Below are 12910 nucleotides of genomic sequence, written 5' to 3'. Positions count from 1 at the left end.
ATCTCCGAATGAGCGCCACTCGTGTCTCACGATGGACGGTCGTCATTCCGTGGCTGTTTGTACTGCTGTGGAGCAGCGGGTTCATTGGATCGAAGCTGGGGGTGCCGTATGCGGAGCCGTTCACGTTTCTGACGCTGCGCTACTGCATCGTGCTGGCGATCTTGGTGCCGATTGCGCTTGTTTCACAGGCACCGTGGCCGCAGGGGAAGGGGCAGATGATGCATGTGGCCTTTGCGGGCTTGCTGATTCATGCGCTGTATCTGAGTGGTTGTGTGTGGTCACTGCGGCTGGGGCTGCCGGCGGGGATTTTGAGTTTGATTGTGTCGCTGCAGCCGCTGTTCACGGCGGCGTTTGCGGGTGTGGCGCTGGGCGAGCGGGTGCTGCCGCGTCAATGGACGGGGTTGGCGCTGGGGTTCGTCGGCACGGTGCTGGTGGTGGCGCACAAGACGGGCAGCGGGCTGACTTTCTTGATGACGGTGCCAGCAATCCTGTCGCTGATCGGCATCACGGCGGGAACGATGTGGCAGAAGCGGCACTGTCCGCGTTTTGACCTGCGCACGAGCACGGTGGTGCAGTATGCGGCGAGTCTGGTGGTGACAGCGGTGCTGGCGCTGACCACGGAGACGATGCAGGTGGAGTGGAGCGGCCAGTTTGTGTTCGCGCTGCTGTGGGTGGCGCTCGTGTTGTCCATCGGCGCGATCAGCCTCCTCAATCATCTGATCCGCAGCGGCACGGCGGTGAATGTGGCGAGCCTGTTTTACACCGTGCCCGCTGTGACAGCGCTGATGGCCTGGGGCATCTTTGGCGAGACGCTGACCGGTTTATCGCTCCTCGGCATGGGGGTGGCCCTGCTGGGCGTGTGGATGGCGCGTGGCAGGTAGGGCGCGTTTTCAACTCGTTTCATGCGGTGCGGACCAAGCTGAAGTGCTGGCATCAGGCATGGTTTTGTGCGTTCGTGGGCCGTCATGAGCCACGACTTTTCCTACATCCCCGCTGGTTATCATTCCGTCACTCCCGCCCTCACGGTGAAGGATGCGAAGGCGGCCATCGAGTTCTACTCGAAGGCATTTGGAGCGGTGGAGAATTTCATACTGCCGGATCCGAAGTCGGGCGGCATCTCGCATGCGGAGTTCAACATCGGCAACTGCGCGATCATGATTTCCGATGAGTATCCAGAGACCGGCGCACTTGCGCCTCAAGTCGGGAAGGGCGGCTTGTTCATCATCTACGTGAAGGATGTCGAAGTGGCTTTCAAACAAGCCGTGGAAGCCGGCGCGGCGGTTCTCTTTGAGCCTACGGATCAGTTCTGGGGAGATCGAACCGCACGCGTGGCTGATCCATTTGGCTATCGCTGGACGCTGGCGCAGAAGGTGCGGGACATGTCGCCTGAAGAGCTGGTGGGAGTCACGGCGGCGATGTTTGGCGAGTGATTCCGAGGCCATGCACGACGCGAACTTTTTTCTCTCGGCCTTCATCTACCTTGCGGCAGCCGTGCTGCTGGTGCCGGTGGCGCATCGGCTGGGATTGGGCAGCGTGCTCGGCTATTTGATCGGCGGGGCGTTGATCGGGCCGTTTGTGCTGGGCTGGGTCGGGGGTGAGCAAGGCGAGGAGGCGCTGCACTTCGCGGAGTTTGGCGTGGTGATCATGCTGTTCATGATCGGCCTCGAACTGGAGCCGTCACGGCTGTGGCGCATGCGCGGGCCGATTTTTGGCCTCGGTGGCATGCAGGTCGTGTTCACGGGGCTGGCGGTGATGGGCATCGCAATGGCTTGCGGACTGGAATACAAGCCCGCCATCGCCACGGGCATGATTTTGGCGCTGTCATCGACCGCCATCGTGATTCAGACGCTGCAGGAGAAGGCGCTGATGCGCACCGATGGCGGCGCGGATTCGTTCGCGGTGCTACTGTTTCAAGACATCGCGGTCATTCCGATGCTGGCGGTGTTTCCGCTGCTCGCGGCAGGTGGCGCGGCAACGGAGCATCACGGCTGGCTGCAAACGTTGCCGCATTGGTTGCAGCCGCTGGTCACGCTGGGCGCGGTGGTGGCGATTGTCATCGCCGGTCAGTTCGTGGTGCCGCGCGGGTTTGCGATTCTGGCAAAAACGGGCCTGCGTGAGCTGCTGACGGCGGCGGCGCTGCTCTTGATCGTCGGCGTGGCGCTGCTGATGACGCAGGTGGGCCTCTCACCGGCGCTCGGCGCGTTCGTCGCGGGCGTGGTGCTTGCGGGAAGTCATTACCGGCATGAGTTGGAGAGCAATCTGGAGCCGTTCAAAGGCCTGCTGCTCGGCTTGTTCTTCCTCGCGGTCGGCGCGTCGCTGGATTTCAGCGTGATCGCGGCCAAACCGCTGCTGGTGGGCGTTTTGGTGCTGGGATTGATCGTGTTGAAGACGCTGGTGCTTTTTGCGATTGCCACGCTGCTGAAGATTCGCGGCAGCCACCGCTGGTTGCTTGCACTGGCGCTGGCGCAAGGCGGTGAGTTTGCTTTTGCGCTGCTGTCGATGGCCTCTCAGCAGCAGATTCTCGATGCGGAGAATTCAAAGCTGCTCGTGGCCGTTGTGGCGCTCTCCATGGCGGTGACGCCGCTGCTGTTCATCGTCTATGAACGCATCATTGCGCCGCGTTACACGGCGGTGAGCAAGGAGGAGCGCGCGCCAGACCCGATTGATGAGCATGCGCCGGTGATCCTGGCAGGATTCGGCCGCTTCGGCAATTTCCTGGGCCGTTTCATGATGTCGCAGGGCGTGAAGGTGACGGTCTTGGAAAGCGATCCCGATCATGTGGACATGCTGCGTGCCTTTGGTTTCAAGGTCTTCTATGGTGATGCCACGCGGCTGGACCTGCTGCACGCGGCGGGCATTGAGCAGGCCTGCATGCTGATCATCACACTGGCGGACCAGTCCAAAGTGGCGCGGCTCGTGACGGAAGTGCGGGAGAAGTTTCCCAAGGTGCGCATCCTGGTGCGCGCGCAGGATTACGATCATCGTTTTGAACTGCTGAAACTCGGCATCAGCGCGGAAGACATGGTGCATGAGCAGATGCACAGCGCGCTGGTGCTGGCCACGCGCGCGCTGCAAGCGCTCGGCAAGCCCGCCGCCGCGATGGAGGAGGCCGCGCGCAAGTGGCGGCGCTACGACGATGAAACGATGCACCTCATCGTCCCGGTGCAGGACGACTTCGACGCCTATGCGAGCATCGTGCGCGAGCGGCGCGTCCAGTTGACGCAGTTGTTTGAGAAGGATCGCGCGGAGGTGGAAAAGTAGTCCTGTTCCTGAGGAACAGGCTCCCAAGCTCCAGTTCCGCAGGAACTGGGCTACTTTTTACTTCGCCGTGATCTTGATGTTGCGGAACCACGTCTCGTCACCGTGCTCGGTCAGCATGATCTTGCCTTTGCCGGGGGCGAAGCCTTCCTTGCTCTTGAACTTGCTCTTCCCGACCATTTCCTTCCACTCGGGCGTGGTGGTGTTCGCCTCGCAGGCCAGGGCGCCATTGAGCCAATGCTGGATCAGTCCGTCCTGCACGATGATCTTGCTCGTGTTCCATTCACCGGCGGGTTTCACCGCCTTGTCCTTCACCGGCTCCTTGATGTCATAAATCGACGCCGTGGTGTGGGAGCCGCCTTTGAGGCCGTCGGGATGACCGCTGTCGTCGATCATCTGGTATTCGATGCCGAGCCATTCCTTGCCTCCGATCTTCGTGACCCAGTATTTGATGCCGTTGTTGCCCTTGGCATTGAGCTTCCACTCCCATTCGAGTTCGAAGTTCGTGTATTCATTTTTCGAGAGCAGACTGCCGCCGCCTTTGCCGGTAAGGTGAATGGTGTTATCGCCTTCAGTGGTCCAGCCGCCGGATGGCGCGGCATCTTTGGTGTCGGTGAAATCGGCCAGCGTCAGATAAACCGGTTCAGCGGCAGTGACGGATAAGGCGAGAGCGAGGGTGCAGAGAAGCGTGCGCATGATTGGAAGGAAGGTTGCAGTGCATCAAAGGCGAGAGGTCAGCGGGACGCCAGCGCGTTTTTCAATTGTCGATGGCGATGCGGCCCGGCGGGTTCACGCGGATGATCTCGTGGTCGGTAGTGAACAAAATCACATAGCCACGAGTGTCGAAGGCCATGGGCGTGCCGGCGCAGGGCTTGGGCAGGTGGAAGCGGCGGGTGATCATGCTGGTCTTTTTGTCCATCTGCACCAGCACGTCGGGACGTTCGAGCCGCCAGGCGCGTTTGCGCTTGGAGCGGCCCGGTTTGCAGCCTGCGGGCATGTCATCGGGCGTGCCTGGCTCCACGCTGAGCAGGCGCAGGCCGTCGCGGTGCTCCATGTGAAAGAGCAGGCCGTCCTCATGCAGCGTGAATTTCGTGCCGCCCGGCCCCCACCAGGCGATTTCGAGGCCGGGACTGTTCTTGATCGGCGGACGGGGCAGTTTGACGACGTGGCACTTCCCGTCCGGCTCCACCCAGGCGCAGGCGGGTTCGGGATTTTCGCCGCGTTGCGAGGACACCATCAGCACCGCGCCGTCGAGCCATTCGGAGATTTCCCCTCGACTATAACTCGGCAGCGGCAGCTCGATGCGGCGGCAGGCGGCGTAGCGCTCGCCGCGCACATCGAACGGCACGAAGCGCAGGCCCAGATTGCGCGTGCCATTCCACGACGGCTCGATGACGAGGCTGTGCTCCGGCGTGAAGACCATCGGCCATTCATTGCCCTCGATCAGCTCCGACTCCGCGCGCACCAGCGGCTTCCACGGGATGTGCATCACATCGAAACCGGCCAGCGCGCCTTTGCCTGTGATGATGCCGCGATCTGACGCGAAGGTGACATGCCACGAATGCACCGCGAAGCCGAGATCGCCGATGTACTCGTCGTTCAACTCCGGCAGCTCGGGGGTGAACGAGCGAAAACTTGGGTCCGCCTTGCCCGGCATCGAAGCGGTGCGATACGGGCGCAGTTGCAGCAGCGGCAGTGTTTTGGGCGCAACCTCACGCGTGACGAAGGCGATGTAACGCGCCTTTTGCTCGCCTGCCCGCCCATCGCTGGGAAACACGAGATCGCCATCGCCCGCCCAGTCGCCCGGGCGAAACCGCTGTGCGCGTGAGCGCGACACGCGGTTCACAGGCGTGTGGGTGAGCGCGAGGCTGCCTGCCTGCCAGCCCATGCTCGCCACTGGCACCGGTCCGAGCGGGCGCTGCTCCGCATCGAGCAAAATCATGCGAGTGTTGCTGAATGGCGTGTCAGACCATTGCGTGAGCACATATTCCGCCGCGTCCTCAATTTCGACCGGCGGGGCGATCACACGGCCCCAGCGTTTGGCATCCTCCGGCAACCATTGTTCCGGCTGCGGCACCTGCGTGAGATCAGGACATGCCACCGCTGAGATTTCCTCCGCCGCAGCCGGTTCGCGGCCGTTCGTGAACAACGGCGGACGGGTGGAGAAGGCGCGGGGCTCGCTCGCGGCGGTCATGCCATTGGCCTGTGAGCGCAGCATGACCTTCAAACAGCCGGAAGCGGGCAGCGTGATGATGGGATGCGAACCACGCGCTGGCGCACTCGGGATGGTGACGAGTGAGCGCAGCTTGTCAGGATCATCACCGGCCAGGATTTCGATGGAGCATGTGCCACTGAGTCGTGCGAGTGCTGACAACGAAGTGCCAGCACGCCACCAGCGCGCGTCGGCAAGTTTGTCGGAGGGTTTGCGGCCATCGCGGTCGCCAGTGGTCAGGATCATCGCGCGATCAGGCGAGGAGCCGAGTTCCGGCAGAACAAACTGCCATTGCACGGTCACGGCCTCGTCCGCCACCGCAGGCGGACGCACCCAGGCCTCGACGACCGGCACCAGATCACCCTTGCCCTCGATCAAATCACGCAGCGCGACGAGCTCGCCCGTCATCTGCTTGTAGAGCGAGGTGACGCGGTGTTTTTGCAGGTGTTCCAGGCCGGTGACGAAGCGGTTGAAGCCTTCCAGATAATCGCAGGCCATCAATGCCTCGCCCACGCGGGCCGCCTCGCCCGGCGGCGGCAGCGAGGTGCTGCTCATCTCCGCGTGATGCCGCTCCCACAGCGTCAGCGCCATCATGGCAAACTCAACGCCGCCATTTTTCCCCGCGAGGATGGCCGTGCGCGCGAGTGGCAGCAGGTGCGTCTTTTGCTGCGAGGTTTGATCCAACGCGCCGCCCCAGGCCGTGGCGAGCGTCCGCGTGAGAGCGAGATTCTTCTGCCGCAGAATGAGCTGTGCGTGGCGCTCCCAGTGATCGAGATCATCAAGCCGTGGTGTCGAGTTGCGCGCCGCTTCGAGCACACGCGTGAGACGCGCCTGCTCACCGCCGCGTTGCAGGTGCTCCAAGCAGTTGAGCAGGCTCTCGAATGAGCCACGTTCCGTCGTGTACTGCATTTTCGTGACGAGACTCAGCGCCAGCTCCTCCAGCCACGGACCTGAGGTGCTCTGCGGATGACTGCCCGGCGGCGCGAAGGCCGCGAGGCGCAGCGCCACGCGGGCCCGGCTATCCACGCTGAGATTGGCGGCCAGCTTCATCTGCTCCGGGCTCACGCCGCCGTTCAGGGCCAGCGCCAGCAGCGCATGGGTGACGAGATTTTCATTCCACGGCTGCGTCTGCGCCGCTTGCAGGCAGGTCTCGGCAAAGGCGGGCTCATCCCCCAGCGCCGCGTGCAAAATCTGCCGCGCCTGCGTCGTGGGCTGATGCGGCGTCGTGGTGTCCTCCCACAGGCCGAGCAGCTCGCTGAAGCCGCTGCGCAGTCCGAACGTGATCGACAGCAAATCCACCCCGCCAGCACCTGACACGGCGTCCTTTGGCACCGGGGCGAGCACCAGCAGCCGTGCGACGCGCTGCGCCAGCGCGGGCTGGCCGGCGGCTTGCAGATCACGCAGCACCACGGCGAAATTCGCCGGATCACCGAGCACAAGCTGCGGCTGCGCGGTTTGCACGGACTCCAGCAAAATCTGGCCGAGCAGCGGCTCCTGGCGCATGGCATCGTGGCGCAAGATGGTGAGCACGAGACGGCACGCATCGGGACGCGCCATGCCTTGGGGTGCATGTTCCAATGCGGCGGCGACCGCTTTCACCCATTCCGTGAGATGCCCGGACTTCACCGCATGCGCCAGCCAGTCCACGCCGCGATACGCCTGCAACTGCCGCGGCCACTGTGCGGACGCCAGATCCACGCGGCGCATGCCCTGCACCGCCGCCTCCGCTGCCCATGCGGCGGATTCCTTTTGCGTGGCCGCCGCATACTGCTCCGCACGGCCAAACCAGCCCTGGGGCAGATTCGGCGCGGCTTGCAGCACCAGATCGTCTGCCGCGCTGATCTCCGTTTCGGACCGTTGCAGCTCACGCGCGAGATGCGCGAGCAGCAGACACTCGATTATGTGCTGCTGCGGTGGTTTGGCCTGTGCGCGCAGCCAGTCATAGAACGCGGCATGATCAAAGGGCGAAACCTCCAGCTCCTGCAAGGCCGCGCTCACATCGTTCGCCTGCTCCAGGCTCTGCCGGCAGGCGGGATCTGCCAGCTTCGCCTGCCATGGCGGCAATTCCGGCTGAACTGTCACCGCCGTTTGCGCCGTCAGCAGCAACGGCGTCAAAACGCCCGCCAGCAGCAGATTTGAAGACAACATAGGCCCGAGGTTAGCGAAAACGGCCATTCAAGGTCAAGCGCGCTTTCTTTCGCGATATTCCGGCGGCAGCGCTGCGTTTAATCCCGCCTCATGAAATTCATCCTGCTTCTTGCCCTGCTCACCACCGCCGTCGCTCTCGCCGAAACGCCCAAAAAGCCCGTCAAACGCGAGCGCAAGCCCAATCCCTCCCTGGTGAAGGTCGAGGACGTGGCCGGACTGCCGCGTGTGCTGCTCATCGGCGACTCGATCTCGATGGGTTACACGCTCGACGTGCGCGAGCTGCTCAAGGGCAAGGCCAACGTCCACCGCATCCCCACCAACGGCGGCCCGACGACGAACGGCCTCAAAAACATCAAGGCGTGGCTCGGCGACTCGAAATGGGATGTGATTCACTTCAACTGGGGCCTGCATGACTTGAAGTACATCCAGGAAGATCCCTCGAAGCGCGCTGATCCGAAGGCCGCAGGCTCTCATCCCCAGGTGGCACTGGCCGATTATGAGAAGAACCTCGCCGAACTCGTCAAAACCATGCAGGCCACCGGCGCGAAGCTCATTTGGTGCAACACCACGCACGTCGCGGCGGGAAGCGATGGCCGTGTTGAGAGCGATGAAGTGAAATACAACGAAGCCGCCGCCCGCGTGATGACGGCCGCTGGAGTTCCCACCAATGACCTCCGCGCCCACGCCCTCTCCAAGCCCGACGCGCAGCTTCCAGATGGCAATGTCCATTACTCGCCCGCTGGCAGCCGCTACCTCGCGGAAAAAGTCGCCGCCGTGATCTCCGAACACCTCCCGAAGAAGTAAGCATGAAGCCTGTCCTCCTCCTTCTCGCGTTCTTCGGCCTCTCACAGGCTCAAATCAAAACCCAAAACGAACCCACCAATACCGCCGAAGCCGCCGCGAAAAAGGCGGCGGCGGACCAGGCGCTCGATGATCAGTATCAGGCCTGGAAGTCGAAGCTCCCTGTCGATCAACAAGCCTGGGAAACCGTGCTGGAGCAGAATTTGGGCAATGGTTTCTATCTGCCTCTTCACAAGAAAGACAAAATCGCGGGCCGCTCCAACGCCTGGGATTTCGTCCAAGATGATCCCAAGCTGCCGCGAGTTCTTCTCATTGGCGATTCCATCTCACGCGGCTATACGCTCGACGTGCGCAAGGCCATGGCTGGCAAAGCCAACGTGCATCGTGCGCCGGAAAACTGCGGCCCCACGGCCAATGGCGTGAAGAAGATCGAGATCTGGCTCGGCGCTGGCAAATGGGACGTGATCCACTTCAACTTCGGCATCCACGACCGCAAAACGCCGCCAGCGGATTACGAGCAGCGTCTTGAAGCCCTCATCACCCGCATGAAACAAACCGGCGCGAAGCTCATTTTCGCGACCACCACGCCCGTGCCGCCAGACACGAAGGACGGCCCTGAAATTGTCACGCAAATCGCCGAGAAGAACGAAATCGCTCGGCGAGTGATGCAGAAGCACGGCGTCGCCATCAACGATCTGCACGCCTTCCTCGCGCCACAGCTCGAAGGCATCGCCAATCCGAAGGATGTCCACTTCAACGGCAAAGGCTACGAACTTATGGGCCAGCAGGTGGCTAAGTCGATCACTGCACAAATATCATCACCATGAAACACCTCTGGCTGGCATCGCTATTCCTATTGAGCCTGGGCGCCCAAGCTCAGGAGGCCGGTAAAGCGGAGTCGAAGGCGAAGAACTCGACCTTCGTCATTCCGCCAGACGTCAATGGTCTCAAAACCATCGTGCAGCCGCCGCTGGCTCCAAAACCGGTTCAGGTGGGCATCTTTGAGGGCAAGGGTGCTCCTGATGACGGCATCAACAACGTCATCAACGTGCTTAAAACACTGCCACAGGCGCAGGTGACGCGGATTCCGGGAGAACAAGTGGGCAGCATCGACTTGAAGCAGTTCGATGTCATCGTCTTCTCCGGCGGCAGCGGCTCCCAGCAATCGAAAAGCATCGGCGAGGCCGGATTGAAGAACGTGCGCGAGTATGTGCGCGGTGGTGGCGGCTACTGCGGCATCTGCGCGGGTGCGTATCTCGCCTGCTCGAATTTTTCCTGGGGCCTCGGCATTCTCAATGCGAGCACGGTTTCCAACAAATGGATGCGTGGGCGCGGTTTCATGGACATCGAGGTCACGGTGGATGGAAAACCACTGCTGGGCGACGTGGGCGGCATTTTCAAAGTGCGCTACAACAACGGTCCCATCATTAAACCCGGTGATCGGGCCGATATTCCGGCCTACCGGCCCGTGGCGCTGTTCCGAAGTGAGATCGCTGAAAACGGCTCGCCTGCCGGCCTCATGGTGAATTCACCCGCGCAGGCCGTTGGCACCTTTGGCAAAGGGCGCGTCTTCATTTCCAGCCCGCATCCCGAAAACACGCCGGGCCTGGAGCATCTCATCCCGCGCGCCATTTTGTGGGCCGCCGGGCAGGACGAGGTGCTGAAGTGATGGAGCACAAAATCGGCACGGCATGTGCAGTGGACATTTGGCACAGAATCCGCGTGTATGGGACGCGCCAACCGCGCGTTCCGACAATGACCAAACTTTCCTCCTCGAAACCCCTCAGCAAAAACATTCACCTTCAGCGCTGGGTCACCAAAATGGCCGCGCTGTGCAAACCGGACAAGATTCACTGGGTGGACGGCTCCAAGGCCGAGTACGACCGCCTCTGCAATGAAATGGTCGATGCAGGCACCTTCACCCGCCTGAACCAGAAGCAATGGCCGGGATGCTTCTACGCCAAGTCGGACCCCAGCGATGTGGCGCGCGTGGAGGAGCGCACGTTCATCTGCAGCAACTCCAAAGAAGGCGCGGGGCCGACGAACAACTGGATGAACCCTTTTGAGATGAAGGACAAGCTCCGCAAGCTCTTCAACGGCTGCATGAAGGGCCGCACGATGTATGTGCTGGCCTTCAGCATGGGGCCGGTTGATTCGCCGATGGCGCAGATCGGTGTGCAGCTCACCGATTCGCCCTATGTGGTGGTGAACATGCGCATCATGGCGCGCATCGGCAAAAAAGTGTTCGAGGTGATCGACAAAGCGAAGAAACGCGTGGTGCCATGCATGCACACCGTCGGCGCACCGCTCAAGAAAGGGCAGAAGGACGTGGCCTGGCCCTGCAACAAGGAGAAGTACATCGTTCACTTCCCTGAATCACGCGAGATCTGGAGCTATGGCTCCGGTTACGGCGGCAACGCGCTGCTCGGCAAGAAATGCTTTGCTCTGCGCATCGCCTCCGCGATGGCCCGAGATGAAGGATGGATGGCCGAGCACATGCTCATTCTCGGTGTCGAAGATCCCAAGGGCAAAAAAACGTATGTCGCCGCCGCTTTCCCCAGCGCCTGCGGCAAGACGAACTTTGCCATGCTCATTCCGCCGCAGTACTTTGTGGAGAAAGGCTGGAAGATCTGGACCGTGGGCGATGACATCGCGTGGATCAAACCCGGCGCGGATGGCCGGCTCCATGCGATCAATCCAGAAGCCGGTTTCTTCGGCGTGGCTCCTGGAACGAGCGGCAAGACGAATCCAAACGCCATGGCCTCGCTGCGGAAGAACACCATCTTCACCAATGTGGCGCTCACGCCCGACGGCGGCGTGTGGTGGGAAGGAATGACCGACACACCACCCGCGAAATGCACCGACTGGCAGGGCAATCAATGGACGCCCGAAATCGCCAAGGAGAAAGGCGTCAAGGCAGCTCACGCGAACTCACGCTTCACCGCTCCCGCCTCACAGTGTCCCACGATTGACCCCGACTGGGAAAAACCCGAGGGCGTGCCGATCAGCGCGATCATTTTCGGTGGCCGCCGTGCCACGACGATGCCGCTTGTCTATCAGGCCTTCAATTGGAGCGGTGGTGTGTACACCGGCGCGACGATGGGCAGTGAGATGACCGCCGCCGCCGCTGGCACGATTGGCAAGGTGCGCCGCGACCCGATGGCCATGCTGCCCTTCTGCGGCTACAACATGGGCGACTACTTCCGCCACTGGATCAGCATGCAGCGCAACCTGAGCGAAACGCCGCGTGTTTTTAACGTGAACTGGTTCCGCAAGGACGCCGATGGCAAGTTCCTTTGGCCCGGCTTCAGCGAAAACATGCGCGTGCTGCAATGGATCGTGGCCCGTGCGAATGGGCGGGGCATTGCGAAGGAAACTCCGATCGGATGGGTGCCGCACTACGCTGACATCGACTGGAAGGGCCTCGATTTCCCCAAAGAAAAATTCGAGGAGCTGCAACACTTCGACCGCGCCGCCTGGCGTGCCGAAATTCTCTCTCACGAGGAACTTTTCATCGACCTGAAGACACATCTTCCCAAAGAGCTGATCTACGAGCGCGAGCTGCTCATCTGCCGGATGTAGAACGAATCTCCAGATTCGTTCTCCCAGCGCTTCGCCAGCACAAGCCGTCGTCTATCCCGGATAACACCGGGGGCCGCGTTCGTATGTGTTCAACCATGAGTTCGCAACCTTACGCTGCCACCGCCTCGAAGCCCGCCGCCGTCCTCAAGGACAAGATGATGAAAGGTCATGCCGTTTTCGGCATGCTCGTCCAGCACGCCGTGGTGCCGTCGATCGTCGATTTCATCCCGGACGGCAGCATCGACTTCGTCATCGTCACCGCCGAGCACAACGCGCTCGACATCGCCGACTTCATGCCGCTGCGCTACGCGCTCGCAGCGAAAGGCATCGCCACGCTGGCTCGCACGCACAGCCGCGATGCTGATGATGTGGCCAAGGTCTGCGACTCCTTCGATGGCGTGGTCATTCCGTATGCGGAGGATGTGGAGCTGATCAAGCGTCTGGCCGCCGCCGCCGTTTATCGTCCACTCAAGGGCGAGGCGCTCGAACGCGCGATCAAGGAAGGCAGATGGCCGAGCGACAAGACTCGAGATTACATCGCTGAAAAATGCGCCAACACACTCTTCGTGCCGATGATCGAGTCGGTGAAGGCCGTGTCGAACCTCGATGCCATCTGCTCCATTCCCGGCGTGAGCGCGCTTTTCATCGGCCCGAACGACATGACGACGAATATGGGCATCCCGAACGAGTACGACCATCCTGACTTCATCGCCGTCGTGCAAAAAGTCATCGATGCGGCCGACAAGCGCCACATCCCCGCCGGTTCGTGGTTTGGGAAGGTCGAGCAGCAGCTCCGCGCCATCAAACAGGGGGCGCGCTTCATCTGCCACTCGAACGACAGCAGCCTGTTGAAGGACATCATGACCACGACCTTCACGGCGCTGCGAAAAGGCTGATCATTCCACCTGC

The 12910-nt window shown here is 61.8% G+C and carries 10 protein-coding genes; 8 read left to right on the top strand and 2 right to left on the bottom strand.

Features of this window, described 5'->3' with window-relative positions:
* Window positions 1-8 precede the first annotated feature (8 nt).
* From U1A53_RS17390 to U1A53_RS17380, 3 genes are all read left to right on the top strand, one after another.
* The gene (locus U1A53_RS17390) at window positions 9-881 is read left to right on the top strand and encodes a DMT family transporter (RefSeq protein WP_322282918.1); all 873 of its coding nucleotides are present in this window, start codon (window positions 9-11) and stop codon (window positions 879-881) included.
* A gap of 84 nt (window positions 882-965) precedes the next feature.
* Window positions 966-1430 (top strand): VOC family protein, encoded by a 465-nt coding sequence (locus U1A53_RS17385; RefSeq protein ID WP_322282916.1) that lies wholly within the window; start codon window positions 966-968, stop codon window positions 1428-1430.
* Window positions 1431-1440: 10 nt separating this feature from the next.
* Window positions 1441-3261 carry a monovalent cation:proton antiporter-2 (CPA2) family protein gene (locus tag U1A53_RS17380; protein ID WP_322282914.1) on the top strand — a complete coding sequence of 607 codons (1821 nt, stop codon included), beginning with the start codon at window positions 1441-1443 and terminating at the stop codon, window positions 3259-3261.
* 57 nt (window positions 3262-3318) lie between these two features.
* Here U1A53_RS17380 and U1A53_RS17375 read toward each other — a convergent pair whose 3' ends face one another.
* Window positions 3319-3954: a DUF1080 domain-containing protein gene (locus U1A53_RS17375; RefSeq protein ID WP_322282912.1), complete on the bottom strand. Its 636-nt coding sequence runs from the start codon at window positions 3952-3954 to the stop codon at window positions 3319-3321.
* A gap of 61 nt (window positions 3955-4015) precedes the next feature.
* A complete protein-coding gene (locus U1A53_RS17370; protein ID WP_322282911.1) occupies window positions 4016-7618 on the bottom strand; it encodes a hypothetical protein in 3603 nt (1200 codons plus the stop codon).
* Between the two features lie 90 nt (window positions 7619-7708).
* Here U1A53_RS17370 and U1A53_RS17365 point away from each other — a divergent pair, with 90 nt between their 5' ends.
* The 5 genes from U1A53_RS17365 (at window position 7709) to U1A53_RS17345 (ending at window position 12897) form a co-directional block, all read left to right on the top strand.
* Window positions 7709-8422: an SGNH/GDSL hydrolase family protein gene (locus U1A53_RS17365; RefSeq protein ID WP_322282909.1), complete on the top strand. Its 714-nt coding sequence runs from the start codon at window positions 7709-7711 to the stop codon at window positions 8420-8422.
* 2 nt (window positions 8423-8424) lie between these two features.
* Complete coding sequence (locus U1A53_RS17360) at window positions 8425-9246, top strand: SGNH/GDSL hydrolase family protein (RefSeq protein ID WP_322282907.1); 822 nt, start codon at window positions 8425-8427, stop codon at window positions 9244-9246.
* Window positions 9243-10088, top strand: coding sequence for a BPL-N domain-containing protein (locus tag U1A53_RS17355; RefSeq protein ID WP_322282905.1), 846 nt, complete (start codon window positions 9243-9245; stop codon window positions 10086-10088). The genes U1A53_RS17360 and U1A53_RS17355 overlap by 4 nt, the downstream gene beginning before the upstream one ends.
* Window positions 10089-10174: 86 nt before the next feature.
* Window positions 10175-12001: a phosphoenolpyruvate carboxykinase (GTP) gene (locus tag U1A53_RS17350; RefSeq protein WP_322282904.1), complete on the top strand. Its 1827-nt coding sequence runs from the start codon at window positions 10175-10177 to the stop codon at window positions 11999-12001.
* Between the two features lie 95 nt (window positions 12002-12096).
* The gene (locus U1A53_RS17345; RefSeq protein ID WP_322282903.1) at window positions 12097-12897 is read left to right on the top strand and encodes an aldolase/citrate lyase family protein; all 801 of its coding nucleotides are present in this window, start codon (window positions 12097-12099) and stop codon (window positions 12895-12897) included.
* Window positions 12898-12910 lie beyond the last annotated feature (13 nt).

Origin of the sequence: Prosthecobacter sp., from assembly GCF_034366625.1 — a bacterium.
Classification (GTDB): Bacteria; Verrucomicrobiota; Verrucomicrobiia; order Verrucomicrobiales; family Verrucomicrobiaceae; genus Prosthecobacter.
This window is presented reverse-complemented; position numbering and strand designations above follow the sequence as displayed.